This window comes from Acidovorax sp. Leaf191, assembly GCF_001424425.1.
Taxonomy (GTDB): Bacteria; Pseudomonadota; Gammaproteobacteria; order Burkholderiales; family Burkholderiaceae_C; genus Acidovorax.
Genome location: NZ_LMPT01000019.1, coordinates 1,143,358 through 1,170,238 on the forward strand (window position 1 = coordinate 1,143,358; position 26,881 = coordinate 1,170,238).

At 63.9% G+C, this 26,881-nt stretch carries 26 protein-coding genes and 1 tRNA gene; 16 read left to right on the forward strand and 11 right to left on the reverse strand.

What is annotated here, in order from left to right; genetic code table 11:
• Positions 1–42: 42 nt before the first annotated feature.
• The 6 genes from mltG (at position 43) to ASG27_RS19310 (ending at position 4,814) form a co-directional block, all read left to right on the forward strand.
• On the forward strand, positions 43–1,029 hold the full coding sequence (gene mltG / locus ASG27_RS19285) for an endolytic transglycosylase MltG (RefSeq protein WP_396505235.1): 987 nt from the start codon (positions 43–45) through the stop codon (positions 1,027–1,029).
• On the forward strand, positions 1,026–1,700 hold the full coding sequence (tmk, locus tag ASG27_RS19290) for a dTMP kinase (RefSeq protein WP_056419538.1): 675 nt from the start codon (positions 1,026–1,028) through the stop codon (positions 1,698–1,700). The genes mltG and tmk overlap by 4 nt, the downstream gene beginning before the upstream one ends.
• Positions 1,697–2,734 carry a DNA polymerase gene (locus tag ASG27_RS19295; RefSeq protein WP_056419540.1) on the forward strand — a complete coding sequence of 346 codons (1,038 nt, stop codon included), beginning with the start codon at positions 1,697–1,699 and terminating at the stop codon, positions 2,732–2,734. Before tmk ends, ASG27_RS19295 begins: the two co-directional genes overlap by 4 nt.
• Positions 2,731–3,090, forward strand: coding sequence for a PilZ domain-containing protein (locus tag ASG27_RS19300; RefSeq protein ID WP_056419543.1), 360 nt, complete (start codon positions 2,731–2,733; stop codon positions 3,088–3,090). Before ASG27_RS19295 ends, ASG27_RS19300 begins: the two co-directional genes overlap by 4 nt.
• 153 nt (positions 3,091–3,243) lie before the next feature.
• Positions 3,244–4,050 carry a TatD family hydrolase gene (locus ASG27_RS19305; protein ID WP_056419545.1) on the forward strand — a complete coding sequence of 269 codons (807 nt, stop codon included), beginning with the start codon at positions 3,244–3,246 and terminating at the stop codon, positions 4,048–4,050.
• Complete coding sequence (locus ASG27_RS19310) at positions 4,047–4,814, forward strand: ankyrin repeat domain-containing protein (RefSeq protein ID WP_082485828.1); 768 nt, start codon at positions 4,047–4,049, stop codon at positions 4,812–4,814. The genes ASG27_RS19305 and ASG27_RS19310 overlap by 4 nt, the downstream gene beginning before the upstream one ends.
• Positions 4,815–4,991: 177 nt before the next feature.
• Here the strand turns inward: ASG27_RS19310 and msbA are convergent, their stop codons facing one another.
• Complete coding sequence (gene msbA / locus ASG27_RS19315; RefSeq protein WP_056419548.1) at positions 4,992–6,797, reverse strand: lipid A export permease/ATP-binding protein MsbA; 1,806 nt, start codon at positions 6,795–6,797, stop codon at positions 4,992–4,994.
• A 184-nt stretch (positions 6,798–6,981) separates the two neighbouring features.
• On the opposite strand from msbA, the gene tolB reads away from it, so the two are divergent.
• The 5 genes from tolB (at position 6,982) to ASG27_RS19340 (ending at position 10,619) form a co-directional block, all read left to right on the forward strand.
• Positions 6,982–8,301: a Tol-Pal system beta propeller repeat protein TolB gene (gene tolB, locus ASG27_RS19320; protein WP_056419551.1), complete on the forward strand. Its 1,320-nt coding sequence runs from the start codon at positions 6,982–6,984 to the stop codon at positions 8,299–8,301.
• A 44-nt stretch (positions 8,302–8,345) separates the two neighbouring features.
• Positions 8,346–8,888, forward strand: a complete 543-nt coding sequence (gene pal / locus ASG27_RS19325; protein ID WP_056419554.1) for a peptidoglycan-associated lipoprotein Pal — start codon at positions 8,346–8,348, stop codon at positions 8,886–8,888.
• Positions 8,888–9,679, forward strand: a complete 792-nt coding sequence (ybgF, locus tag ASG27_RS19330; protein WP_056419556.1) for a tol-pal system protein YbgF — start codon at positions 8,888–8,890, stop codon at positions 9,677–9,679. The genes pal and ybgF overlap by 1 nt, the downstream gene beginning before the upstream one ends.
• A 2-nt stretch (positions 9,680–9,681) precedes the next feature.
• Positions 9,682–10,497, forward strand: a complete 816-nt coding sequence (locus tag ASG27_RS19335) for a tRNA threonylcarbamoyladenosine dehydratase (RefSeq protein ID WP_056419559.1) — start codon at positions 9,682–9,684, stop codon at positions 10,495–10,497.
• 46 nt (positions 10,498–10,543) lie between these two features.
• A tRNA-Lys gene (locus tag ASG27_RS19340) sits at positions 10,544–10,619 on the forward strand.
• Between the two features lie 1,110 nt (positions 10,620–11,729).
• On the opposite strand, the gene ASG27_RS19345 is transcribed toward ASG27_RS19340, so the two are convergent.
• From ASG27_RS19345 to ASG27_RS19350, 3 genes are all read right to left on the reverse strand, one after another.
• Positions 11,730–12,410, reverse strand: a complete 681-nt coding sequence (locus tag ASG27_RS19345; RefSeq protein WP_235504088.1) for a DNA/RNA non-specific endonuclease — start codon at positions 12,408–12,410, stop codon at positions 11,730–11,732.
• A 295-nt stretch (positions 12,411–12,705) separates the two neighbouring features.
• A complete protein-coding gene (locus tag ASG27_RS26920) occupies positions 12,706–12,852 on the reverse strand; it encodes a hypothetical protein (protein ID WP_156371538.1) in 147 nt (48 codons plus the stop codon).
• A gap of 3 nt (positions 12,853–12,855) precedes the next feature.
• Complete coding sequence (locus ASG27_RS19350; protein ID WP_056419560.1) at positions 12,856–13,554, reverse strand: SOS response-associated peptidase; 699 nt, start codon at positions 13,552–13,554, stop codon at positions 12,856–12,858.
• Positions 13,555–13,590: 36 nt separating this feature from the next.
• Between ASG27_RS19350 and ASG27_RS19355 the strand changes: the two genes are divergently transcribed.
• Together ASG27_RS19355 and ASG27_RS19360 are read left to right on the forward strand one after the other, a co-directional pair.
• Complete coding sequence (locus ASG27_RS19355) at positions 13,591–14,037, forward strand: LexA family protein (protein ID WP_056419563.1); 447 nt, start codon at positions 13,591–13,593, stop codon at positions 14,035–14,037.
• Positions 14,038–14,057: 20 nt separating this feature from the next.
• Positions 14,058–15,356 (forward strand): Y-family DNA polymerase, encoded by a 1,299-nt coding sequence (locus ASG27_RS19360; protein WP_056419567.1) that lies wholly within the window; start codon positions 14,058–14,060, stop codon positions 15,354–15,356.
• 309 nt (positions 15,357–15,665) lie between these two features.
• Here ASG27_RS19360 and ASG27_RS19365 read toward each other — a convergent pair whose 3' ends face one another.
• Positions 15,666–16,640 carry an IS5 family transposase gene (locus ASG27_RS19365; protein WP_056419570.1) on the reverse strand — a complete coding sequence of 325 codons (975 nt, stop codon included), beginning with the start codon at positions 16,638–16,640 and terminating at the stop codon, positions 15,666–15,668.
• A 183-nt stretch (positions 16,641–16,823) separates the two neighbouring features.
• Here ASG27_RS19365 and ASG27_RS19370 point away from each other — a divergent pair, with 183 nt between their 5' ends.
• The 3 genes from ASG27_RS19370 (at position 16,824) to ASG27_RS26105 (ending at position 18,355) form a co-directional block, all read left to right on the forward strand.
• Complete coding sequence (locus ASG27_RS19370; protein ID WP_056419573.1) at positions 16,824–17,276, forward strand: PaaI family thioesterase; 453 nt, start codon at positions 16,824–16,826, stop codon at positions 17,274–17,276.
• Positions 17,277–17,509: 233 nt separating this feature from the next.
• Positions 17,510–17,833 (forward strand): heavy-metal-associated domain-containing protein, encoded by a 324-nt coding sequence (locus tag ASG27_RS28020; RefSeq protein WP_082493245.1) that lies wholly within the window; start codon positions 17,510–17,512, stop codon positions 17,831–17,833.
• 18 nt (positions 17,834–17,851) lie between these two features.
• On the forward strand, positions 17,852–18,355 hold the full coding sequence (locus ASG27_RS26105) for a hypothetical protein (RefSeq protein ID WP_015012969.1): 504 nt from the start codon (positions 17,852–17,854) through the stop codon (positions 18,353–18,355).
• A gap of 75 nt (positions 18,356–18,430) precedes the next feature.
• Here the strand turns inward: ASG27_RS26105 and ASG27_RS19380 are convergent, their stop codons facing one another.
• The 6 genes from ASG27_RS19380 to ASG27_RS19405 form a co-directional block, all read right to left on the reverse strand.
• The gene (locus ASG27_RS19380; protein ID WP_056419579.1) at positions 18,431–19,360 is read right to left on the reverse strand and encodes a sensor domain-containing diguanylate cyclase; all 930 of its coding nucleotides are present in this window, start codon (positions 19,358–19,360) and stop codon (positions 18,431–18,433) included.
• A gap of 21 nt (positions 19,361–19,381) precedes the next feature.
• Positions 19,382–20,194: an alpha/beta fold hydrolase gene (locus tag ASG27_RS19385; protein WP_056419582.1), complete on the reverse strand. Its 813-nt coding sequence runs from the start codon at positions 20,192–20,194 to the stop codon at positions 19,382–19,384.
• Positions 20,195–20,334: 140 nt separating this feature from the next.
• Positions 20,335–23,481 carry an efflux RND transporter permease subunit gene (locus ASG27_RS19390; RefSeq protein WP_056419586.1) on the reverse strand — a complete coding sequence of 1,049 codons (3,147 nt, stop codon included), beginning with the start codon at positions 23,479–23,481 and terminating at the stop codon, positions 20,335–20,337.
• Positions 23,478–24,995, reverse strand: a complete 1,518-nt coding sequence (locus ASG27_RS19395) for an efflux RND transporter periplasmic adaptor subunit (protein WP_056419591.1) — start codon at positions 24,993–24,995, stop codon at positions 23,478–23,480. Before ASG27_RS19395 ends, ASG27_RS19390 begins: the two co-directional genes overlap by 4 nt.
• A 12-nt stretch (positions 24,996–25,007) precedes the next feature.
• Complete coding sequence (locus ASG27_RS19400; protein ID WP_056419592.1) at positions 25,008–26,333, reverse strand: TolC family protein; 1,326 nt, start codon at positions 26,331–26,333, stop codon at positions 25,008–25,010.
• Between the two features lie 75 nt (positions 26,334–26,408).
• On the reverse strand, positions 26,409–26,864 hold the full coding sequence (locus tag ASG27_RS19405) for a hypothetical protein (RefSeq protein ID WP_056419907.1): 456 nt from the start codon (positions 26,862–26,864) through the stop codon (positions 26,409–26,411).
• Between the last annotated feature and the right edge of the window lie 17 nt (positions 26,865–26,881).

Consider the following 26,881-nt stretch of genomic DNA (forward strand, 5'->3'; position numbering starts at 1 on the left):
TGAATTATGATGCCCGGTTCTACACATACATTCATCAGGGTTGTGCGACGTCTACTTGCTTTGATCTTGGTGGTTCTCATAGGTGCCGGTGGTGCCGCCTTCTGGTGGCTGCACCAGCCGCTGGTGACCGGCGGCGAGCCGCTGGAGCTGGCCATCGAGCCCGGCACCACGCCGCGCGGCATCGCCCGTGATGTGGTGGCCGCGGGTGCGCAGACCGACGCCCGTTTGCTGTACGCCTGGTTCCGCTTCTCGGGGCAGGACCGTGCGATGAAGGCCGGCAACTACGAAATCCCCCCCGGTACCACGCCGCGCAGCCTGCTCAACAAGCTGGTGCGCGGTGAAGAGTCGTTGCGGGCACTGACCCTGGTGGAGGGCTGGAACTGGCGCCAGGTGCGCCAGGCGCTGGCCAAGGAAGAGCAGCTCAAGCACGACGCCGCGGCCCTGAGCGACGAGGCCCTGATGGCGCAACTGGGCCGCCCGGGCGTCGCACCGGAGGGCCGCTTCTTCCCCGACACGTACGCCTATGCCAAGGGGTCCGGCGAGATCGCCCTGCTGCGCCGCGCCCTGCACGCCATGGACCGCAAGCTCGAAGCCGCCTGGGCCCAGCGCGCGGCCGACACGCCGCTCAAGTCGGCCGACGAGGCGCTGGTGCTGGCCAGCATCGTCGAAAAGGAAACCGGCCGCGCCAGCGACCGCGCCCAGATCGCGGGGGTGTTCAGCAACCGGCTGCGCGTGGGCATGCTGCTGCAGACCGACCCCACCGTCATCTACGGCCTGGGCGAGAAGTTCGACGGCAACCTGCGCAAGCGCGACCTGCTGGCCGACACCCCCTGGAACACCTACACCCGCGCAGGCCTGCCGCCCACCCCGATTGCCATGCCGGGCAAGGCCGCACTGGTGGCCGCGGTGCAGCCCGAGGCCACGCGTGCGCTGTACTTCGTGGCCAAGGGCGACGGCACCAGCCACTTCAGCGCCTCGCTCGAAGAACACAACCGCGCCGTGAACCGGTACCAGAGAGGCGGGCAATGACGCAAGGCCTGTTCATCAGCTTCGAAGGCATCGATGGGGCGGGCAAGTCGTCGCACATCGAAGGCCTGGCCACGGCGTTTCGCGCACAGGGCCGCACGGTGACCGTGAGCCGCGAGCCCGGCGGCACGCCGCTGGCCGAGAAGCTGCGCGAAATGGTGCTGGCCGACCCCATGGACGCGCTCACCGAGTCGCTGCTGATCTTCGCGGCGCGCCGCGACCACTTGCTCAACGTGATCGAACCTGCGCTCGCGCGGGGCGAGGTGGTGCTGTGCGACCGCTTCACCGACGCCACGTTTGCCTATCAGGGTGCAGGCCGCGGGTTCGACGTGGGCGTGCTATCGACTTTGGAGCGCCTGGCGCAGACGGGGCTTGCGCCAGACGCCGGTTTGATGCGTGAACCGGATCTGACGGTGTGGTTTGACCTGGCCCCTGAGGTGGCCGCGGAGCGCTTGACGGGTGCACGCGTGCCGGACCGCTTCGAGTCTCAGCCGGTCGAGTTCTTCCGCCGCGTATCACAGGGCTATGCCGACCGTGCAGCCGCGGCGCCGCAGCGCTTTGCCCGGCTGGATGCGGCGCAGGACCGCCACCGCGTGTGGCAGCAGCTCACCAGCGTCTTCGTGCGCAAGGGCTGGCTGGCGATCATGGTGGCGTCGCAAGGAGGCCCGCGATGAGCAGCGACGCGCCATCCGCCGCGCTGGCCCCCTGGATCGCCGCCCAGCGCACCAGCCTGCTGGCGCAGCGCGGCCATGCCTGGCTGCTGCAGGGCCCGTCGGGCCTGGGGCAGTACGCGCTGGGCCTGGAGATGGTGCGCGCCTGGCTGTGCGACACGCCCGGCCCGAACGGCGCCTGTGGCCAGTGCAGCAGTTGCCACGCCATCGAGGTGCGCACCCATGCGGACCTGTGCGTGCTGATGCCCGAGGTGCAGATGATGGCGCTGGGCTGGCCGCTGTCCGAAAAGGCGCAGGCCGATATCGACGACAAGAAGCGCAAGCCCAGCCGCGAGATCCGCGTGGAGGCCATGCGCGATGCGGTGGAGTTTTCGCAGCGCACCTCGGCCCGGGGCCGCGGCAAGGCCGTGCTGGTGTATCCGGCCGAGCAGATGAACCACATCACGGCCAACGCGTTGCTCAAGACGCTGGAGGAGCCGCCGGGCGATGTGCGCTTCGTGCTGGCCAGCGAGGCCGCGCACCAGCTGCTGCCCACCATCCGCAGCCGCTGCCTGGGCCATGCGATGGCCTGGCCGGCCGAGGCCGAGATGCTGCAGTGGCTGCGCGGGCAGGGCGTGGCCGACGATGCGGCGAAGGCCTTCTTGCGTGCCGCAGGCGGCCGGCCCGACGATGCCTTGGCCTGGGCCCAGTCCGGCCGCAGCCCGCAGGCGTGGTCCGCGCTGCCCCAGGCCATGGCCAAGGGCGACGTCACCGCGCTGGGCGACTGGGCGCCCGCCCAGGCCATCGATGCACTGCAAAAGCTCTGCCACGACCTGATGGCCGCAAGCGTGGGCGCCGCGCCACGCTACTTCGCTGCCGCCGACCTGCCCAAGGCGGTGCCGCCGCTGGGCGCGCTCACGCGCTGGTCGCGCGCGCTGGCCAAGGAGGCGCGCACCGCAGAGCATCCGTTCAACGCAGGGCTCATGCTGGAGGCGCTTGTGGCGCAGGCGCGAAACACCCTACACTCCAGGCAACCAGCCCCAGGCACCCACCCATGAGCAGTCCTTCCACCGCACCCCGCCCCAGCGTCATGCAGCTGGCCATCAAGGAAAAGGCGGCCTTGTATGCGGCCTACATTCCCTTTTTTGCCGAAGGGGGCATATTTGTCCCCACCCAGCGCGACTACAAGCTGGGCGATGATGTCTATGTGCTGCTGACCCTGCCGGACGATACGCAGCGCTACCCCGTGGCAGGCCGCGTGGCCTGGGTGACGCCGGCCCGCGCGGCGGGCAACCGCACGCAGGGCGTGGGCATCCAGTTCCCCAAGGACGAGAAGTCGCGCCAGCTCAAGGTCAAGATCGAAGAGCTTCTGGGCACGGCCCTGGGCTCCGACCGTCCGACCCAGACCATCTGACACGGCCTGCGTGCCCGGTGCCGACCCGCGCAGGCGTGTCGGCATTTTTATTGGGGGCAGAACTTACGCGCGCCAGGGTGGTCGCACTAGCTTCGCTGCCCGGCAACTCACCGGTCCGCCCCGTTTGTTACCGCTTCGTTTTCCTGATACCGCATGTACACCGACTCGCACTGCCATCTCAACTTTCCGGAACTGCTGAGCCAGTTGCCCGCCATCCGCCAAGCCATGGCCCAGGCGCAGGTGGACCGGGCCCTGTGCATCTGCACCACGCTGGAGGAGTTCGAGGGCGTCCACGCTCTGGCCACGGCCCACGACAACTTCTGGAGCACGGTGGGCGTGCACCCCGACAACGAGGGTGTGCAGGAGCCCACCGTGCAGGACCTGCTGACCCGCGCCGCGCTGCCCCGGGTGGTGGCGATCGGCGAGACCGGGCTTGACTACTACGGCATGGAAGACCGCAAGGGCGGCCGCAGCATTGCCGACCTGGAGTGGCAGCGCGACCGTTTTCGCAACCACATCCGCGCAGCGCGCACCTGCGCCAAGCCGCTGGTGATCCACACCCGCAGCGCATCGGACGACACGCTGGCCATCCTGCGGGAGGAGGGCGAGGACGGCGCCGGGAACATCGCCGGGGGCGTGTTCCACTGCTTCACCGAATCCATGCAGGTGGCCCGCGCCGCGCTGGACCTGGGCTACTACCTGTCGTTTTCGGGCATCGTCACCTTCAAGACCGCGCAGGAGCTGCGCGACGTGGTGGCCTACGTGCCGCTGGACCGCACATTGATCGAGACCGACAGCCCCTACCTGGCGCCCGTGCCCTACCGCGGCAAGACCAACAGCCCGGCCTATGTGCCGTACGTGGCCCAGCAGGTGGCCCAGACCAAGGGCATCGCGGTGGAAGAGGTGGCCGAGGCCACCAGCCGCAATTTCGAAACCTTGTTCAAGGGGGTCACCGCATGACGAACGTGCACGCAGACGGGGCATCGCCCGCCATCGACACCACCATCATCACCAACGCCACGGCGACCGCGGCGGCTGGCGCAAACCCTGCGCGCACGCCCCGCCGCAAGGTGCTGGCGGGCCTGGCCGCGGCCCTGGTCGCGCCCTGGGCGTGGGCCGGAGCGTACGAAGATTTTTTCTCGGCCATCCAGCGGGACGACGGCAACGCCATCACGGCGCTGCTGCGCCGCGGCTTCGATCCGAACACGCGCGACGCCAAAGGGCAGGCGGGCCTGCTGATCGCGCTGCAGAATGACTCGCTCAAGGCTTTCACGGCGCTGCTGGCGGCACGCAACATCAAGGTCGAGGTGCGCAACGCCCAGGATGAAAGCCCGCTGATGCTGGCGGCCATCAAAGGCCATATCGACATCGTGCGGGCCCTCATGGCGCGCGATGCCGACGTGAACAAGACCGGCTGGGCGCCCTTGCACTATGCGGCGTCTGCCGGGTCTGCGCAGCACACGCAGATCATCGCGCTGCTGATCGAGAACCATGCTTACATCGACGCCACGTCGCCCAACGGCACCACGCCGCTGATGATGGCCGCGCAGTACGGATCGCTGGCATCGGTGCAGCTGCTGCTGGACGAAGGCGCTGACCCTACGCTCAAGAACCAGCTGGGCCTGACCGCGGCCGACTTCGCGATGCGCGTGAACCGCACGGACTCGGCCGCGAAGATTGCGGAGGCGCTGCGGCGCCGGCAGCCCAATCGCGGCCAGTGGTAGGGTGGGTCGGTGAGGGCAGGGAGCAAGGGGGGCAATAGGGCCGCATTGAGCGGCGCCTCCTGACGGAGGTCCCTGGCTGCCGGACCCTTCATGCCCTGGAGCGTTGCCTGGGCCGTTGTGCGGTGCTACTCCACATGCTGCCGCCTCTGACGCGTGCGCGTTCTCTGCGCAGCTGTCTCAGCCCAGCGGAGCGGCTTCACCCGATGCCGGGCGTGACTGCAGGCGCGCGTAGAGCCCGCCCTGCGCCATCAGTTCGGCATGCGTTCCCTGCTCGGCAATGCGGCCGCGCTCCATCACCACCACGCGGTCGGCATGTTCGATGGTGGACAGGCGGTGCGCAATCACCAGCGTGGTCCGGCCCTGCATCAGGCGTTGCAGCGCGTCCTGCACCAGACGCTCCGACTCGGTGTCCAGCGCCGATGTGGCTTCGTCCAGGATGAGGATCGGCGCGTCCTTGTACAGCGCCCGTGCAATGGCCAGCCGCTGGCGCTGCCCGCCCGACAGCTGCGTGGCGTTGTGGCCCACCACCGTGTGGATGCCCTGGGGCAGGGCGGCCACGTGGGCGGCCAGGTTGGCGGCGTCCAGGCAGTCGAGCACGCGCTGCTCGTCCACGGCGTGGCCCAGCGCCACGTTCGCGGCAATGGTGTCGTTGAACATGACCACGTCCTGGCTCACCATCGCAAACTGCGAGCGCAGCGAGCCCAGGTCCCAGTCGGGCAGCGGCTGCCCGTCCACCAGAATCTCGCCGGCCGACGGCATCACGAACCGCGGCAGCAGGTTGACCAGCGTGGTCTTGCCCGCGCCCGACGGCCCCACCAGCGCCACGATTTCACCGGGAGCCACCCGCAGGCTGACCTGGTCCAGGGCCGGCGCGTGGTCTGGCCCGAAAGACACCGTCACGCGGTTCAGTGCCAGCTCACCCTTCACGCGGTCGGTGCGGTACTGGCCGCCACTCTCGGCACCCGTATCGCCCAGGAGTGCCAACCCCCTCTCCAGCGCGGCGACGCCGCGCGTGACGGGGCTGGCGACATCGGCCAGGCGCCGGATGGGCGCGATGAGCATCAGCATGGCCGTGATGAACGACACGAATCCGCCCACCGTGACGTCCTTGGTGTCCACCGCGCCACGGCTTTGCCACAGCGCGATGCAGATCACCACCGACAGTGCGGCGGCCGCCAGCAACTGCGTGAGGGGCGTCATCGCGGCGGACGCAATCGTGGACTTGATGGCCAGGCGCCGCAGGCTGCCGCTCAGCCCCGCAAAGCGCTCCGCCTGGCCCTCCTGGGCACCATGCAGCCGCACCATGCGGTGGGCCAGCACGTTTTCTTCCACCACATAGGCCAGTTCGTCCGTGGCCTGCTGGCTGCTCTTGGTCAGGTGGTACAGCCGTTTTGACAGGGTCTTCATGATCCAGGCCACGCCGGGCACCACCACCGCCACGATCAGCGTGAGCTGCCAGTTGAGGTACAGCAGGTAAAACAGCAAGGCCAGCAGCGTGAAGCCGTCGCGCGACAGCCCCATCAGCGCCTGCACCAGCAGCGTGGCGCCGGTCTGCACCTCGTACACCACGGTGTTGGACAGCGCGCTGGCCGACTGGCGCGTGAACAGGCCCATCTCGGCCGCAAGCACGCGGTCGAACAAGGACTGGCGCAGTATCAGCATGCCTTCGTTGGCGATGCGCGCCAGGGCGTACTGCCCGACGAACTGGGCCAGGCCCCGCACGAAGAAGATCCCCAGAATGGCCAGCGGCACCATCCACAGCTGCAGGGTGCCCTGGGTGAAGCCCCGGTCCAGCAGCGGCTGCAGCAAGGCGGGTATGAGCGGTTCGGTGATGGCCCCGATGAGCGTCGCCGCAATCGCCAGGCTCCAGGCCAGCCGCTGGTTGCCAAAGTAAACGGATAACCGTTTAAGGCGTGTGGTCAGGCTGGCAGGGGGGGCGACGGGGGCTGGGGCAGGCGCGGCGCCTGGGTTGGTGGCTTGCATGTGCGGCCGATTCTACGTTTGTGCCTGCAGCCGGCCGCAGTGTGCCGCCGCGCCGCATCTCAAAAAAATGAGCACCCTTTGCAGGACTGGCGCACAGTTTGTCACAGGGGTTTTCCCGCTGTGTGTAACATTCGGGGTTGCTCAGAGCCTGTTCAATGTCCTGTTCGGCCAATGCTGGATGCCAATGACCACAGATCGAATCCCATCTCAAAAACCTTCCGCGGCCCTGCCGCACCCCCTGCGCCGCCACGTGCTGGCCGCGCTGATCGCCACACCCGCCGTTCCGGCCCTTGCGCAGTTTCGCGTCGAGGTCACGGGTGTGGGTCTCACCCAGTTGCCCATCGCCATAGCGCCCTTCCGGGGCGAAGCGCAGGCACCCCAGAAGATCGCTGCCATCGTGCAGGCCGACCTGGAGCGCAGCGGCCAGTTCCGCGCTGTCGACGCCACGGGTGCCGCGCTGGATGAAACGGCCCGCCCGGACGTCGCCCTGTGGCGCCAGAAAAGCGCCGATTCGCTGGCCACCGGCAGCATCACGCGGCTGTCCGATGGCCGTTTCGACATCCGCTTTCGGCTGTGGGACGTCGTCAAGGGCCAGGACCTGGGTGGCCAGAGCTTCGTCGTCACGCAGGGAGACCTGCGCCTGGTGGCCCATCGCATCGCAGACTTCATCTACGAAAAGCTCACCGGTGAGCGCGGCATCTTCTCCACGCGCATCGCCTACGTCACCAAGACAGGCCCGCGCTACAGCCTGTGGGTGGCCGATGCCGATGGCGAAAACTCGCAATCGGCCCTGTCCAGCCCCGAGCCCATCATCTCGCCTGCCTGGTCCCCCAATGGCGGCCAGCTGGCGTACGTGTCGTTCGAGTCGCGCAAGCCGGTGGTGTACGTGCACGACGTCGCATCGGGCCGCCGCCGCCTGATCGCCAACTTCCGCGGCTCCAACAGTGCGCCCGCCTGGGCGCCGGACGGCCGCTCGCTGGCGGTCACGTTGAGCCGCGATGGCGGCTCCCAGCTGTACACCATCGACGCCAACGGCGGTGAGCCACGCCGTCTGATGCAAAGCGCGGGCATCGACACCGAGCCCGTGTACTCGGGCGACGGCCGCAGCATCTATTTCGTGAGCGACCGCGGCGGTGCGCCGCAGATCTACAAGGTGACCGCATCCGGCGGCAACGCCGAGCGCGTGACCTTCACCGGGTCCTACAACATCTCGCCGAGCGTGAGCCCTGACGGTAAGTGGTTGGCCTACATCTCCCGTGTGGGCGGCGCCTTCAAGCTCCACGTCATGGATTTGTCCAGCGGTACGGTGAATGCCGTGACCGACTCGACGGCCGACGAAAACCCCAGTTTTGCGCCCAACAGCCGCCTGATCGTGTACGCGACCCAGCAGCAGGGCCGCGAAGCGCTCATGACCACCACGCTCGACGGCAAGATCAAGGCGCGTCTGGCGGGGCAGGCTGGCGATATCCGCGAACCGGACTGGGGTCCGTTTCAAAAGCAGTGAACTAATTTTCAGTTTCAGTTATCAAGTTTTCAGGAGAATTTTGGATGATCAAACGCTTTACCCTCGCCCTTTCCATCGTCGCGCTCATGGCTGGTTGCAGCTCCGGTGTGAAGCTGGACGACGTGCCTGTCGAAGACAAGAACGCTACCTCGACCACAGGCGCGAACAACAGTGGCGCCAATTCCGGCAACACGGCGCAAAGCGGTGTGGCAGGTGTGGACCTGGGCCAATCGGCGCGTGACGCGGCAGGCCCCCAGGGCGTGGCCCGCATCGTGTATTTCGACTACGACAGCTACGTGATCAAGCCTGAATTCCAGTCGCTGATCGAAGCGCACTCCCGCTTCATCAAGTCCGGCGGCAACCGCAAGGTCATGATCGAAGGCCACACCGACGACCGCGGCGGCCGTGAGTACAACCTGGCACTGGGCCAAAAGCGTGCAGAAGCCGTGCGCCGTTCGCTGGGCCTGCTGGGCGTGCCGGACAACCAGATCGAAGCGGTGAGCTTCGGCAAGGAAAAGCCCGCAGCGGCGGGCAACTCGGAAGACGCTCACGCGCAAAACCGCCGCGCTGAACTGTCTTATCGTTGATGCGCGCGTTGTCTTTTTCCTTCCCCCGCAAGGCGCTGGCAGCGGCGACGCTGCTGGCAGTGTTGGTGCCGGCAAGCCACGCAGCGCTGTTTGAGGACGATGAAGCACGCCGCGCCATCCTGGAGATGCGCCAACGGGTCGACGGCCTGCAGGCCGCCCAGCAGCGCTCTTCGGACGAGGTGCGCAGGCTGGGCGAAGACAACAGCCAGCTGCGCCGCAGTTTGCTTGACCTGCAGACGCAGATCGAGACCCTGCGCGTGGAGCAGTCCAAGCTGCGCGGCCAGAACGAGCAATTGCTGCGTGATGCGGCGGACCTGCAAAAGCGGCAAAAGGACATCGCCCAGGGCGTGGACGAGCGCCTGCGGCAGTTCGAGCCCGTGAAGGTGACGCAGGACGGCCAGGAATTCCAGGCCGACCCGGCTGAAAAACGAGACTTCGACGCCGCACTGGCCGTGTTCCGTTCGGGCAAGTTTCCGGACGCCAGTGCCGCCTTTGCCGCGTTCGTGCGGCAATACCCTCGCAGCGGCTTTGTGCCGTCGGCCCGCTTCTGGCTGGGCAATGCCCAGTACGCGACGCGCGACTACAAGGAATCCATCAACAACTTCAAGTTGATGCTGGCAGACGCGCCGACCCACGCGCGCGCGCCGGAAGCCGCCTTGTCGATCGCCAACTGCCAGATCGAGCTCAAGGACACCCGTGCAGCCCGCAAGACGCTGGAAGATCTGGTGAAGGCCTATCCCCAGTCTGAAGCCGCCATGGCGGCCAAAGAGCGTCTCTCGCGCCTGAAGTAGCAATGACCGTCGAGGTCTCTTTGCCGGACGCCGCGCCTGCCGCAGAGCTGGCGCGGCGCTTCGGCGGGCTCGAGCGGCTGTACGGGGTTGCGGGTGCCGCCCGCATCCGCCACGCCCACGTGGCCGTCATCGGCGTCGGCGGTGTGGGGTCGTGGACCGCCGAGGCCCTGGCGCGCAGCGGGGTGGGGCACATCACCCTGGTGGACATGGACCATGTCGCCGAATCCAACATCAACCGCCAGATCCACGCGCTGACCGACACCGTCGGCCAGGCCAAGGTCGTGGCGATGCAGCAGCGCATCGCGCAGATCAACCCTGCCTGCACCGTCCATTGTGTGGACGACTTCGCCACCCCGGAGAATTGGCCCGGCCTGCTGCCGCATCCGGTCGATGCCGTGGTCGATGCCTGCGACCAGGTCAAGGCCAAGACCGCCATGGCCGCCTGGGCGCGCCATGTGGGAGTGCTGCACATCGTGGTCGGTGCCGCTGGCGGCAAGCGCCATGCGCACAAGGTCGACGTCGATGACCTGTCGCTCACCACGCACGACCCGCTGCTGGCCCAGGTGCGCTACCGGCTGCGCAAGGAGCACCGCGCTCCGCGGGACGGCAAGAAGATCGGAGTCGCCTGCGTCTTCAGCCGCGAGGCGGTCGCCGCGCCCGATGCGTCGTGCAACATCGACGGCGACGGCTCCCTGAATTGCCACGGCTACGGCTCTGTCGTGGCCGTGACCGCCACCTTCGGCCAATGCGCCGCCGGCTGGGTGCTCGATCAGCTCGCTGCTGGCATTCAGAAAAAACCACTCAAAAAGACGCTATAATCCAAGGCTTTGCAGCAGTTGATCAATCGGCTGCCTGCAACAGGTCGGGACGTTAGCTCAGTTGGTAGAGCAGCGGACTTTTAATCCGTTGGTCACAAGTTCGAATCTTGTACGTCCTACCACCAACACATTGTAGATATTAGAAAGCCTGCTATTTAAAACATAGCGGGCTTTTTTCCATTTTGGGGCTGGTGACAGTCTGGTGACAGTTTCAAAGTTGATGAGCGGAAGTTGCAACCAACGCACCCGGAGCCTGAAGTGGTGTTCAAGTGGCTTATCAGGGGCCCTTTGATACTTGGGCACTGACTGTGCAATCGGTCTGGTGCGAGAACACCGTAACTCAGCCCCAGACGCGTCTAACGGACAGTTTTTGGTCAACTCTGCACCGACTTTGCGGAGCCTGCTCTGGTCAGAGTGTCATTTCCAAGTTCGACGCACTGCTTCATCGCTCATCCATCGGAAAGGGTGCTCGCGCCTTGAGCGCAGTGAATTGGGAAGCACCTCTTCAATCGCGGCTTCGACGAGCGCTCTCAATGAGGGCCCAGGTTTCCCGACTGTGCACGCGTTCACGACAAGATCCCCTTGGCGGTAAATCAGCTTGAGCCGTTCCTGAAAGTACGCCCTCGCTCCGCTGTCCCATGCCTCACGGAACACTTTGCTCCTGTAAAGGCGAGTGGCCTGACCGAGCGAGCATTGATAGGGGGATGGCGTTGATCAAGTAAAGCTGGGTCTCGTTCTTATTCCAACACGGAGGCACGAGCAATCCGGCTCGTTTGCGGATGTGGCGCCCCGTCACCCCATTTGCGGGCCAGGGCGTGTACGGCTGCCTGGACCCGTATTCATCGATGTGGGGTGACTCCAAGACGAGCAGGATGCATTGGACTTCGCTGCACCTTTCCGGCAGTGCCTGTGCCACCGAACTCCAGTCCCTCAGATCAGTTAGCTGTGAAATGCGGCCAACTAACCTGTCTGGACACTCACGTCGATCAAAGTTCGGTGTGGAACTCGGGCACACGCTGTGGACGGACCTCTCGAAATCAGCAGGAGTGAAAGCAGCGGGGGTTTTCATGGAGCGCAGCTTGCCCCTTCGTGGGCCGATATCGAAGAATTGCGACCCTCGAGGATATGACGTTTTCTCACGGATTCAAGACATGTGTACATGTGTGGACGCAGCCTGTCATCTGTGGCATGAGAGCTTCTGGCTGCGTTAAACTACATAGTCGCGCCTGGGCTTAGCGCTGCTGACCACCTTTGTTTAAGAACTCAATCCCCGTGCGTTTGACCAGTTCCTGATAGCTGATCGGTGGCCCAGCTACCTCACGCTCACGGTTCGCCTGCCAATGCGCCCATGCCCGCTGTGTCGTCGCGTCGTACACCAGCTTGTAGAGATAGGTCGGCACGCGCACGCCGTTGTCTCCAACGCGCGGACTGCTCTCGGTGAAAACGGGACCTGTGATCACAAACACATCCCCCTTGGCCCGCTTTACATAGTGCCGCGTGTCCTGCTCAATCTTGTTCCAGGCGCCACCGTTGTGCTGAGCATTCTGGGGGACCATATTCGCCAAACTGAAGCTCTGGGCCATGGCCGTTGGCGTTGGCATATCTCCCGCAGGTGCCATGTGCCCACGGCTGTAGCCAGAGTTCTTGTAGTCCTCCAGCTCCGCCCGTTCGCCACTGGGCAAGCGCGCATCCGCAAAAAACCGTTTGGCCCGTTTCTCATCGGCATCCTCGATGAGCCTGCGGTTCAACCGCTGGGCCACAAACACTGGCGTCTTCGTCGCCCCGGAGTGCAATATCGCAAACGCTTCATAGCAAAGCTCGCGCAGCTGTGGCCGGGGCGTGATGGCCGGAGGAGTTCCATTCGCAAAGAACTGCGGGCATTGCGCAAAGGAGGTGGGTTCGGGCGTGAGCAGCGCCGCACTGTCGAACTGCTGAGAACGTGCCCAGGAAAGATTCGGGAGAGCAATGCCGGCAAGAGACAGGGCCAGCACAGCCGCCAGGCGCACACGGCCTGGACAAGAGAAAAAACGATTCACAGAAGAGGCGAGCAAGTGGAAAAAAAAGATGCCAGATTGGAGCACCGTTCACGGTTCGCTTCTGGCCCGAATGCTCAGATCCTGCAGGGATTTACAGCTGCTTGCAGAGTGGGGGGCACAAACAGAAAGGGCTCCCCAAAGGGAGCCCGATCTGCCTGCCCGCCCCTGCGGTTCAGTGAACACTCCCCACGGCACCAGCACCCGCAAATGCGATGTGCCACCACCATGGGAAGTCTTGCAACTGCATCAATTCAACCCAAGCAGTTGGTATGCCAAGTTCCATGGCGCTGAATTCGCCAAAGGGTGAGGGCTTCTTCATGCATCACACTGATTCGACAGGTAACTCTACCTGCTGTGCCGGATCTTTCGCCCGGTGCACAAACAGCTCCAGTGGCGGCACTTTGATCAGCGCCTCTGCCTGCTCGATAGTGCCTCGCAGCCAAGTATCCCAGTCCCCCTTTTCCAGCGGCACCACGGTACGCTTGTCCTGCATGTCGGGCGCGCGCTTGGGGTCAGGCCGGTGCATCAGGTTGAGAACCGGCACGTCGTCGCAGTTCTGCGTGATCATGGTGTAGCTGGGCAGCACCTCGCCCGTGGCCGGGTCGGTCCATTCGCTCCACAGGCCCGCCAAGCCCCAGGGCTCGCCGTCGGCCCGCTCGAACTGCCATGGGATGTGCTTGCCTGTGCCCCAGTAGGGTTCGACATACAGCTGCGCCGGGATGATGCAGCGCTGCCCCTTGCGCCAGGGGCCGCCGTAGGTCCATGACTTGGCCATGCCCTCGCGCCGGGCGTTGACGGTGCTCAGGCGCTTGCCGTCCGTGCCGGTAGGGATGTGCGTCTTGGAGTGCGGCGGGATCATGCCCCACTGGCCTACCACCAGTTCTCGTCCAGCTTCGCCCTTGGCCCGCAGGAACGGCCCACGGTACAGCGGGCTCATCTTGTCGCGCCACTCTTCCTCGGGAACGTCACCGAAGTGCAGCACCAGCTGCTCACGGCCCGGGACCTCGTAGTAGGTACACATGGCATCATTCTGGCAGCAGGGAGCTATACTGTAAATATGTACAGTCTTTGGAATTCCTCGCTACCGGTGCCGTACGACACGGCGGCGCAGTCGCTGGCCTTGCCCCTGTGCGGGGTGAGCGTGCGCGCGGGGTTTCCATCGCCAGCGGACGACTTCGTGGTGGAGCGGCTGGACATCATGCAGTTGCTGGTGAAGCACCCCCAGGCCACCTATTTCTGGCGCGTGCGGGGCGACTCGATGCGGGACGCTGGCATCGAGGACGGCAGCATCATCGCCGTGGACCGGGCGATCAAGCCCAAGCACAACAGCATCGTCGTGGCCATTGTGGACGGCGAATGCACCGTGAAGTATCTGCACCAGCGCGCCGGCCGGATCAAGCTGCGGGCGGCCAACCCTACCTATCCCGACATCATTCCCCGAGAAAGCCAGACCATTGAGGTGTGGGGCGTGGTGAGCGGGTGCGTGAAGCTGTTTCTCACCTGATCTGATGGACGGAGGCCAGCATGTATGCGCTGGTGGATGGCAACAATTTTTACGTGAGCTGTGAGCGGGTTTTCCGCCCCAGCCTGAACGGCCGCCCGGTGGTGGTGCTGAGCAACAACGATGGCTGCGCCATCGCCCGCAGCAATGAAGCCAAGGCCCTGGGCATCAAGATGGGGGCGCCGTGGTTCCAGATTCGGCACATGGAAGAGACCCACGGCCTGGTGGCCTTGAGTGCCAACTTCACCCTATACGGCGACATGAGCAACCGGATGATGAGCCTGGCGGCGGGTCTGGGGCCTTCACAAGAGATCTACAGCATCGATGAATCGTTCGTGGGCCTGCAGGGCCTGCGGGGCGACCTGATCACACGCAGCCACGCCATCCGCGCCCGCATCCACCAGTGGGTGGGCATCCCCTGCGGCATTGGGATTGGCCAGACCAAGACGCTGGCGAAGCTGGCCAACCACATCGCCAAGACGGCCGAGCGCAAACCGGGGAGTTACCCCGCCGAGCTGGCGCAGGTCTGCAACCTGTCCGCCTTGCCGGCTCAAGACCTGGACGATGTGCTGGCCAGCACGCTGGTGGAAGAAGTCTGGGGCGTGGGCCGCAAGATCGGCGCGCAACTGCATGAATGCGGCGTGCATACGGTGCTCGACTTGGCCCGGCTGGACCCAGCCATGGTGCGCAGGCGCTGGAGCGTGGTGCTGGAGCGCACCGTGCGCGAACTGCAGGGTATGCAGTGCATTGAGCTGGATGACGCGCCCGAGCCCAAGAGAGAGATCGCCTGCACCCGGTCATTCGGCCAGGCGGTGACGGAGCTGCCGCCGCTGGTGGAGGCCGTGAGCGAGTTCGCCAGCCGTGCGGCCGAGAAGTTGCGCAAGCAAGGGAGCCTGGCAAGCCAGCTGCTGGTGTTCTGCCACACCTCACCTTTCCGACCCGGACCCCGATTCAACCGCAGCATCGTGGTGCCACTGCGCCGGCCTACGGCTGACACGGGAAAGCTGGTGTGGGCGGCTGTAGCTGGCATGCGCCGCATGTACGAGCCTGGGTACAAGATGGCCAAGGCAGGGGTGATGCTGCTGGACCTGGTGCCGGGCAATGCGCTGCAGGGAGAGCTGGATCTGGAGGATGAAGACCACCGGGACCGCACCCAGCTGATGGTGGCTTTGGATGCGCTCAACCAGCGCTATGGCAAGGGCACCGTGCATTCAGGTGCCACGGGGGGCACCAACAAGGGCAAGGGCTGGGGGATGAAGCAGGAGAGGCGAACGCCGCAGTACACGACGCGGTGGGAGGATGTGCCGGTGGCGCGGGCCTGAGAGTGGCGGCGCTCGCACGCTGGAGATCTGTTTTGCAGCGGTTGCCGTCGCTCGTCCTGCCGCTATGGAAGTCCGCTGACGATCTCTCATCGGTCGTTCGGAGTAGTGGGCCATATTTTTGGATGGAGATAGAGAACACCAATCTATTAGCTCCTCACATGGCTTGCGCTTTCAAGCCAGCTTAAGGCAATGCTGAACAAGTAACGTCATATCCATCGCAAAGCCATTTGAATGCCAAATGGCCCGCAAAGATACTGTGCTTTGCCCCACAGGGCCTGTTTCGGGAGCCTTTGAGCCCCCTTCGGACCCTTACGGGCGCACCTGTCCCTGCAGGCGCCCTCGGGCAAGGTAGATGTTGGCCAGCGCCAAGGCCGTGAACGCACGCGTGGCGTTCTTTTGCAGCCCGCGATAGCGCACCTTGGTGAATCCCCACAGGCGCTTTACCACCGCAAAGACATGCTCGACCCGAGCGCGCACCCGTGACTTGTTGCGGTTCTTGGCCCGCTGAACTTCGTCCACCTCGCCCGCACGGCGGGTGCGCTGGTTGGTGAAGTCCTTGGCCCTGGGGGCTTTGCTCGCTATCAGTGTTTTCTGGCCGGCGTAGGCCGAGTCGCCGTACACGCGCTGTTCGTTGCCATGCAGCAGATCGGGCAGCGGATGTTTGTCGTGCACGTTGGCCGCCGTCACCACAGCGCTGTGCGCCAGCCCGCTTTGACTGTCCACGCCAATGTGCAGCTTCATGCCGAAATACCATTGCTGGCCTTTGCGAGTCTGATGCATGTCGGGGTCACGCGCCTTGTCGGCGTTCTTGGTAGAACTGGGCGCTGCGATGATGGTGGCATCCACGATGGTTCCGGTATTGACCTTGAAGCCCCGCTCCTGCAATTGCTGGCCTACCTTGGCGAACAAGGCTTCGCCCAGTTTGTGCTCATGGAGCAGTTTGCGCAACTTCAGCAGCGTGGTGGCATCGGGCACGCGTTCGCGACCCAGGTCAATGCCCACAAAGCGGCGCAGACTGGCGCTGTCATACAGGGCCTGCTCGCACGCCAGATCGGCCAGGTTGAACCAGTGTTGCAGGAAATGGATGCGCAGCATCCGCTCCAGGCCAATGGGCGGGCGGCCATTGCCTGCCTTGGGGTAGTGCGGCTCTATCACCTGACACAGAGCGGCCCATGGCACTATTGTCTGCATGGTCCGCAAGAAATCTTCGCGTCGGGTGGGTTTGCGCGAATGCTCGAATCCGTTGTCTTGATCTGCGGCCATTGCCAGGGTCTGCTGCTTCATCTGCGGATAACGTTTGACCCCCATCAACGGTGGACCTTAATCAGCGTTGCCCTAACTATCGAACCTTCATTCGAGAAATCCCCTGCCGCAAGTGTCTTGGATGCAAGGTTGGACGCATCCTGAATGTACATTTGGACGAGCCCTCAATGTACATTTGGACGGTAAACGCACCATTGCTTTCCCATGCATAGTCCGACCATCCCGTTTCGCCTAGTCTCCACTCAGCGCGAAGAGCAATTGGCTCAATTCAACGCCAGGAAAGAAATTGCTTGGTTTGGGTTTAGGGGGGCGTTCAAAGAGCCAGGCTTGGCGATCATCAATTTCACCAAAATCGAATCTGGCCTTCAGGGAGGTGGAGGAACCTCCGCAATCAATGGCGGTGTTATCGCCGCAGGTTTTGATGCAGCCTTCGTGCTTGCCGGTTTGGGTCACTACGATTCCAAGGTCGTCGTCACTCTGGAGTTGTCGGTCAAATTTTTGTCCCTTGCACTTGTCAACGAGTCGCTTGCATTCCAAGCGCATGTGGTTCGATCTGCTAAAAACTTCTCGTTCGCCGAGGGCTTTCTCTCTCAGGCAGGTACAGGGCCAGCCCAGCATTTGGCAATTGCCACCGCTATGGTGGCGCCTGCGCGCTAGGCACGCGGCGGGAATGCGCAAGGCGCCAAAGGTGTCCTTCCCCTCGGCTGAGATGGAGATTTTCGACGGTCGTTCACCCAAGGCGCGAGCGTTCTAACTCGTAGAGACACCACCAGCAATGGGCTCGTTTGCTGCTTTCCGAGCTTATATGCCGATTGAATTCCGTGAGGCCTTGACCTTCCCACCGTGGCAAGGTTCATAGTCAAAACGTGAATCAACCAAAGGAGGCTCACATGGTCCATATCAATGTTCCTGATATGACGTGCGGCACTTGCGCCCAGCGCATTGGTCGTGCAATAGCTCAGGCCCAACTGCCTGGGGGCGTCGAAGTAGAAATCGACGTAGCTACACGTCAGGTACGCATCCCGGCGCAAGCCGGAGAAAGCACCGTGGAGCTTGTCCGCTCAGCGATTGAGCGTGCTGGATATAAAGCAGACGCGGCGGTGAGTCCTGCATCTCGCCGAACAACCGGTGGCTGCTGCTGTGCGTCTCGGCCCGTAGCCCCTGTTGACGTGGATCAAGACGGTGCAAGGCAGACGTCGTCATGCTGCAGTTGAACTACCAAGGAGACCATCATGCGTCTGAACATCGTCGCTGGGCTGTTGACAACCCTATTCGTGGCAGGCTGTGCCGTCGCGCAATCGCCAAAACCTGAGGACGAACACGCAGGCCACCACCCCGGAGATGCACAGAGCGGCGGCGTCACAACCCAGTCTGCCCCGGCAGCCACTGCCGCGTCTGCACCGGACGCCTTTGATCGTCAGATGAAGGCGATGCAGGAAATGCACAAAAAAATGCAGGCGGCCAAGACTCCCGCCGAACGCTCAGCGCTGATGGAGGAGCACATGAAGCTCATGCAGTCAGGCATGGCCACGATGGGCGCGGGTAGTTCTGGTGGCATGGGGATGGGAATGATGCAGCAAGGGGCGCAGACCAAACCTGCCATGCCTGCAGCCTCCGGAAACTCGGGTATGGGAGGCATGATGGGCATGCACGCTCAAATGGAGCGCCGTATGGCCATGATGGAGCAGATGATGCAAATGATGGTGGACCGCCAAGCAGCCATGCCATCCAAGTAGTCTCACCGCGAACGTTCTTTGCGGGGGAAGCTATCACTATTCCAAACGCTGGTGAGCTGCGCGAGGCTGGGTGACTCAGTCACTAACCACTGTGCAGTTGCGCCCGAGCGCCTTTGCCCTGTAAACAGCTTCATCAGAGCGTTTTAGCAGCCGGGCGAGGAAATCCGCTCCGGTTTGGTGTACTGCACATGCCAGCCCGACACTGACCGTTACTGGCCCCGCCAATGAGCGAACCCGTCTGGCGCATTTGTGCACCCGCTCCGCGATTCGGGCAGCGGCTTCTGCGTCCGCATCAGGTAACCAGAGGACGAATTCTTCCCCGCCGTATCGCGCCACCAGGTCCGAACCACGGGCGCCTGCCTGTAACTGGCGAGCAAAGTTCACCAGCACCCGGTCGCCCTCGGGATGGCCATGCGCATCGTTGATCCGTTTGAAGTAGTCCACGTCCACCATCAACAACGACACGGAACTCTGTCGAGAGGCCGTCCGTTGCCACTCTTGCACGGTCAATTCCAGCGCACGGCGGTTTTTAAGACCTGTAAGCGGATCAGAGAGACTCAGTTCCGAAAGCTGGCGATTCTGCAATTCAACCTGTTCATTGCTGGCGGCCAAGCGCTGGGCAAGACCCTGGGCCTCTGCACGGGCCTTGATCAACTCGCCTTCGAAACGGCTGCGTTCGCGGGCCACAAAAAAGGCCCATACGATGTGGTCGCCCGTCTCCAGGCGCTTGCTGACCGCATTGACCATGACAGGAACAGTCTCGCCGCCAACACCGCGCAGGTGGAGGAATACTTCGCGCGCACTCTTGGCGTGATGCAGCGTGGGAAACAGGTGGGTCTGGCTGAAAATTCGAGAAGCTGGTGTCAACAGTTCATCCATGGAGTGGCCGAGCCAAAACGCCTCCGTGCCCCCGATCAGGACAAGGAACTCCCTGTTCATCCGCACGATGTGCCCCACCGGGTCCGTGATCATCATCGCGCAAGGGATGTCATCAACCGCCAGCATGTTCCGCCCTCTCGGTTTCGCTCACGCTAAGGAGAGATATCGCTGCATGGCGGCCGTCACCAAGTGCGGATGACTCATGTGGGCGCAGTGTCCGGTCACGTCCAGCACTTCCAGCGTGCTGTCCCTGAGCTTCTTGTGCATGTATTCCCCCACCGAATGGGGCGCCAACGCATCGTTGCCATGCTGCAAGATCAGACTCGGCCGGGTCACGCGTGACAGCTCCTCTCTGGTATCCGCAAAGAAGGTTGCCTGCGCAAAGATACGAGCCATCGTAGGATCGGTTGAGCAGAAACTCTCGGACAGCTCTCCGCCCAGACTGTCTGCCTGCGGCGCTCCCGCCACAATGGGTGCGAGGTAGCTGGACCAGCCCATGAAGTTCTGGTCCATGAGGTCCAATAGGCCCTCCAAATCCTGGCGCTCGAACCCTCCAAGGTAGTCCGGAGCGTGATTGATGTAGCAAGGCGACGGGCCGACCAGAATCAGGCGATCAAAAAGCATAGGTCGCTCGATGGAGGCCAGCAGGCCGATGCTGGCGCTGACCGAATGTCCAACAAAATGCACTCCGCGCTCGATGCCCAATGCGTCGCATACATCCAGCAGATCTTGCACGTAGCCTTTCAGACTTGCGTACTTCACGGGGTCAAAGGCGGCCAAGTCTGATTGGCCGCAGCCGACGTAGTCGAACAAGACCTGGTGGCACTTACCTTCAAAGGCCGGAGTGATGTGTCGCCACATATGCTGGCTACACCCAAAGCCGTGCGCATAGACGAGCACGGGGACGTCCGGGCGAATTGCATCGATCACATGCACGTTGTTGCGCTTACGAATTTCCACTGTTGTTCTTTCCGGGCGGTCAGTCCGCAGATTTTGCACGCCTGACGCTTGCACCGTGCGCAAAATAGCATGCAAGCGTGCGCGATTGGGAGTGAGAAACAACTGGTTTATCGCTAGCACCAGCTTGCGCAACGCAGCGTTCAGCCTCCAGATGCCTCTGTTTTCACTCTCCTTGGCTTTCGCATCAGCACATAGGCTGCAGGAATCACGAACAAAGAAAGCAGCGGTGCGGTCACCATACCGCCCAGCATGGGAGCCGCGATGCGGCTCATGACCTCCGAGCCTGTCCCGCTGCTCCACACGATGGGTACCAGGCCCGCCAGGATGACGGCTACGGTCATGGCCTTGGGCCGGACGCGCAGCACGGCACCTTCGCGGATCGCGTCCAGCAGATCTTCCAGCGTGGGCTGCTTGCCGTCTGGACATCTCTCTGCGAGTGCCTGCTTGAGGTAGATGAGCATGACCACCCCAAACTCTGCTGCCACCCCTGCCAGGGCAATGAAGCCAACGCCCGTTGCGATGGACAAGTTGTAGTTCATCAGGTACAGGAACCAGATACCCCCGGTCAATGCGAACGGCAGTGTCGCCATGATCAGTCCTGCCTCCCCCATGCGTGAGAAGGTCAAGTACAACAACACGAAGATGATCAGCAAGGTGGCGGGCACGACTACCTTAAGGCGGGCATTGGCCCGCTCCAGGTACTCGAACTGGCCTGAGTACGTGATGCTGACCCCGGGCTCCAGCTTGATCTGGCGGCCCACCGCATCGCGCAGGTCATTGGCCACCGATGCCAGATCGCGCCCCCGCACATCGACATACACCCAGCCCGATGGGCGGGCGTTCTCGCTCTTGAGCATGGGGGGGCCATCGGTGATGGAGATGCTGGCCACCGTGCCCAGCGTGATCTGCTGCCCCATGGGCGTGGAGATGGGCAACTGGGCCAGGCGTTCCGGGGAGTCGCGCCACTCACGCGGATAGCGCAGGTTGATCGGGAAGCGGGCCAAGCCCTCGACCGTTTCAGACACGTTTTCACCACCGATGGCCCCGGAGACCACGGCCTGGATTTCGGACACGTTCAGCCCGTAGCGCCCTGCGGCCGTGCGGTCGATGCGGACATCGACGTAGCGCCCCCCCGTCAGGCGCTCTGCCAACGACGAAGTCACTCCCGGAATGCCCTTGGCGACCTGCTCGACTTGGGCAGCGATCCCGTCGATCACCTTCAGGTCGTTGCCGGTCACCTTGACCCCGATGGGACTCTTGATGCCGGTGGCCAGCATGTCAATCCGGTTGCGGATGGGTGGAATCCAGATGTTGGACAGGCCAGGAATCTTGACGGCCTTGTCCAGCTCCTCGATCAGACCCTCGGGCGTCATTCCTGGACGCCATTGGTCTCTGGGCTTGAGCTTCACCGTGGTCTCGAACATTTCCAGCGGTGCCGGATCGGTTGCGGTCTCCGCGCGGCCAGCCTTGCCGAAGACGCGCTCGACCTCGGGAACCGTCTTGATCATCCGGTTGCTCAGTTGCAGAAGCTCCGTCGCCCGCTGTGCCGACAGGCCCGGGAGCGCCGAAGGCATGTACAGCAGATCGCCTTCATCGAGCCTGGGCAGGAACTCGCCCCCCAGCCGCGAGAGGGGCCAGATCGTGGTCGTCAGCGCCAGCACGGCGATGACCAGTGTGGATTTGGGGCGGTGCAGAACCCATTCCAGGCAAGGCCGGTACACGGCAATCAGCGCGCGCGTGATCGGGTTCTTTTGCTCATCTGGGATGCGGCCCCGGATCCAGTAGCCCATCAGGACCGGGATCAGCGTGACCGAGAGGGCCGCAGCTGCGGCCATCGCGTAGGTCTTAGTGAACGCCAGCGGTCCAAACAGGCGACCTTCCTGTGCTTCCAGCGTAAAGACGGGCACGAAGGACAAGGTGATGATGAGCAGCGAGAAGAACAGCGCGGGGCCTACCTCCTCGGCGGCTTCGGTGATTACCTTCCAGCGCTCTTCCCCCACCAGTTGGCGGTCGGGATGCTTGTGCTGCCAGGCCTCCAGCTTCTTGTGGGCGTTCTCGATCATCACCACGGCCGCATCAACCATGGCGCCCACTGCGATCGCAATGCCACCCAGAGACATGATGTTGGCGTTGATGCCCTGGTAGCGCATCACCAGAAACGCCGCCATGATCCCCAGCGGCAGAGAAATGATGGCGACCAGTGCCGAGCGCAGGTGCCAGAGGAACAAGACACAGACCACAGCCACCACGATGAACTCCTCCACGAGTTTGGTGGTGAGGTTCTGGATCGCCCGCTCAATGAGCGCACTGCGGTCGTAGGTTGTGACGATCTCCACGCCCTGGGGCAGGCTGCTTTGCAGCTCGCTGAGCTTGGCCTTGACGGCTTGGATGGTTTCCTGGGCATTCTTGCCCGAGCGCAGGACCACCACGCCACCGGCCACTTCCCCCTCGCCGTCGAGTTCGGCGATGCCGCGCCGCATCTCCGGTCCGATCTGCAGCGTTGCGACATCGCCCAGGCGCACGGGAATCCCGGCGCGCGACACCAGCGGGATGGCCCTGAAGTCGTCCAGCGTCTTGAGGTAGCCGCTGGCGCGCACCATGTACTCGGCCCCGGACAACTCCAGCACCGACCCTCCCGTTTCCTGGTTCGCTCCCAGGATGGCATCACGCACCTGCCCCTGGGTCAGCCCTTGGGCTGCGAGCTTGATCGGATCGAGCACCACCTGGTACTGCTTGACCATGCCGCCCACCGACGCCACTTCCGCGACATTGGGCAGGCTCTTGAGTTCGAATTTCAGGAACCAGTCCTGCAGGGCCCGCAGCTGGGCGAGATCGTTCTTGCCGGTGCGGTCCACCAGCGCATATTGGTAGATCCAGCCGACCCCGGTGGCGTCGGGGCCGAGCGACGATTTGGCCGTGGCGGGTAGTCGCCCCTGCACCTGGTTCATGTACTCCAGCACCCGGGAACGTGCCCAGTACAGGTCCGTGCCGTCCTCGAACAGGATGTAGACAAACGAGTCGCCAAAGAACGAGAAGCCGCGCACCGTCTTGGCGCCCGGGACGGACAGCATGGTGGTGGCCAGCGGGTAGGTCACCTGGTTTTCCACGATCTGCGGCGCCTGGCCGGGGTAGGAGGTGCGGATGATGACCTGGACATCCGACAAATCGGGGAGCGCGTCCACGGGGGTGCTGCGCACGCCCCACACGCCCCAGGCCGTGAGCATCACGGTCGCCAGCAGAACCAGGAGTCGGTTCGCCACCGACCAGCGGATCAGACGTGCGATCATGGCTTGATCCTTTCCACGGCAGTGATCACGAAGTCCTTGCCTTGCTGCTGGAAGGTGAACTTGACCTGCTGCTCCGGTTTCAGGGCCTTGGCCAGCTCTGGGTTTGCCAGCTTGAATGGCATGGTCATGCCGGGCCACTTCAGTTCAGGCACGGCCTCGTGGGTAAGGGTCAGCTCGGTTGGCGTGACCTCATCGACCACCCCTCGCACCGTAAAGCTCTTGGACGCCGGAGCCGCAGAGGCCGAGGAACCCTGTTCAGCGATGGGTTGTGCGCTGCTGCCGGGAGGTTGAGCGGGCATGATGCCTCGCAGGCTGGCTTCCGAGTCGATCAGGAACTGCGCCGAGGCGACCACCTGCTGCCCTGCGGTGAGTCCGCTTTGAATGACGAGTCGGTCATCGATTTCCGCGCCAAGTTGTACCTGGACGGGGTGGTACTTGCCGGGGCCGTCCACCACGTAAACCAGTGCCCGCTTACCGGTTCGGATCACCGCTTCACTGGGTACCAGCAGCGCCGGTTGGGTGCGTCCCGCCAGGACAATCTGCCCGGACATGCCCGCCTTCAGGCGCTGGGTGGGGTTGGGAAGCTCCAGGCGCACGCGCACCGTGCGGGTGTCCCGGTTGGCCTCTGGGAGGATGCTCACGACACGGGCTTTGAGGGTTTCGCCCGGAAACGCGGCCAGGCGCACCTGGGCGTCCTGCCCCAGTTGCAAGGGACCGCTTTGCGCTTCGGGAACGGCCGCTTCGATCCAGACGCTGGCCAGACCGTTCACGCGCACCAGGCTGGCCCCCGCAGAGACCGTCATGCCCTGGCGCACCATCAGTTCGGCCACCATCCCTGCTTGTGGGAAGGTCACCGTGTAGCGGCCCTGAGGTTCGCCCGTGCGCTCCACCTGGGCCACGAGCGAGGCAGGCATGCCCAGCAGTGACAACCGATGACGCGAAGCGGCCGTCAGCGACTCTTCCTTGAGCGCCCGGACAGCGAGGAACTCGCGCTGCGCAGCCACCCACTCAGGCAGCAGTAAATCGGCCAATGGCGCGCCTGCGGCCACCACGTCACCCGGGGCCCGGGCATAGACACGCTCCACAAATCCTGCAGAACGCGCCTGGACGATACTCACATCCCGGTCATTGAGCTGGACCGTGCCCAGCACGTCCACATCGGATCCAATGTCGCGCTGCTCCACCGTGGCGGTGCGCAGGCCGAGGGCTTGCACCGCTTGTGCCGAGACATTCAAACCGGTGCTTTGTTGTGCGTCCTCATCGGCGTACTTGGGAACCAGCGCCATGTCCATGTAGGGCGACTTGCCTGGCTTGTCGAACTTCTGCGTTGGCACCATGGGGTCGTACCAGTACAGCACCTTGCGGTCGGCCTTCGCCGCTTCTGCCGATGGAGGGGTAGCGCCAGATGGATGACTGCTCGCAATGCGCCATTGGGAGACGCCCCAACCGAGGGCAATGCCAGCAGCCACCAGTGCCACGGCCACAGTGGTCTTCTTGAAAACGGTATTGGTCATGTGGTTCTCCCTTCAGTCCGCGATCAGGCTGTTCAGACGGGCAATCACGGTGTCCCGCTGTGCCTGCAGATCAATGAGCCGCCAGTGCGTCTCCCGCACTTGGGCCCGAGCCGCCAGCACGGTGCTCAAGTCGCCTTTGGCGGACTGGTAGTTGGCCAGCGCGAGTTCGGCACGCCCCTGTGCCAGGCCCATGCCAGCCGACTGCAGCCGCTCGATCTGGCTGTTAAGTGACACCAGCTCTGAGGCGCTGTCCTCCAGCTCCTGCAGGTGCCTGCGGGTCACGTCTTCCTGCTCGGCGTCCAGGCGCTGCAGCTCCAGCTGCTTGGCCTTGATCTGGGGTCCCTGGCGCCGCTCCTGTTGCCAGGGAAGGTCAAAGGTCACCTGGAACGACACCATGTCGCCCCAGCGTCGGTCGCGGCGGCTGTAGGCGACTTCCCAGGACCAATCACCCTTGGTTTCTGCCTGGGCTTCGCGCGTTTCCGCCAAGGCCATGGCCTGCATGGCGGGGTACTGAGCCAGTTCGGCATGGCGGTGTACCTCCGACCGCAGTTGGTCCAAGGGGCGGCTCAGCGGCCCAGGAGTTCCCTGTAGCGCCTCGTCGGCGCGAGCGCCAACCCAGCGCCGCAGCATCGCCCTGGCCTTGGACCGGTCCCGCTGCAGATCGTCCCTGCGGTCCGACAGCGCAAGCGCCTCCTGCCTGGCCATCAGGAGATCGCCCGCTTGGGCCGTTCCCCCCGCGATGCGGGCAGTCAGGCTGTCCTGCAGGCGCTGGTTCTCACTCAGTAGACCGGTGAGTACCTGATCACGTTGCTCGATAGCCTGGGCCATGATCCACGCTTGGCTCAGCTCCTGGCGGATCTGCAGGCGCTGGACGCCCAGGGCGGCGCGTTCGCGTTCCACCTTGGCCTCGGCGCCGGCAATCTGGGCATCTCGTTTGGCGCGGTTGGGCACCTCCTGCATCAGCGCCAGGCGCTGCATGGTCATGGACTCGCGCGTGAGGCTGAAGCGGTCCATGCCGCTGACGGGAAAGTTCTCGATCCCGACTGAGAGCTTGGGGTCCGGCAGGGTTCCCGCCGACTTCTGGGAACTGCTGGCCGCGTCAATCTGCAGCCGCTGGGCCGTGATGCGAGGGCTGTGCTGCTCGGCCAGGTCCAACGCTTCGGAAAAGCCCAGTGCATGTGCCTGGTTGCCAGCCAAGCCAATGCTGGCCAACAGGACCCCGAGAGCGCCCAGGCGCAGATGGTGGAGGTTGCGCACCTGGATGCGCTCAGAGATGGGATGAATGCGCTGGTGCGCAGACAGGCGCTCGCAGGGAGCGCCAAAGGAGGTGATGGGCATGATGGTCCTCGAAATGAAAGGGCACGAAATCAGACTTGCGCAAACGCTGCAAGGCAGCGCGCAAGCCGTGCACGATCAATTCCGAAAGACCTGATGGGTTAGATAGATGGGGGGAGAGCCCGCTCGAATGTCCAGCTCCGCGTAGACAGCCCGAGGGTCAATGTGGCGCTCGGAGTCCAGGATCACAGGCAGCACGTAGGCGACCCAGATGGCGTGCGCCGCGAGCGCCTGCAGATCGAGACCTTGGAGCGAGGGGGAGGACAAGCTGTCGCCATCACAGTGGGCTCGGCACAGCTGAGGGTCCTGCTCGTCCATGGTGCCCGCCATCGCGTGACAATCAGGCATGGAGGGCATACCCACTGCATCTTCCATGGCCATGCCCGCTTTTTGCATCGATGCCGCATGGGCTGCAGAGTCCAGCTTGGGACAGGCATAGGCGGCCAACGCGAACTGCATCAGAAGCAACGCCGCAATCAGAACGCTGGCTATCCAGCGTCCTTGGCGCGATACGGTGCTTCTGGCGAAGATCATGGTGCGAATGGTATCCC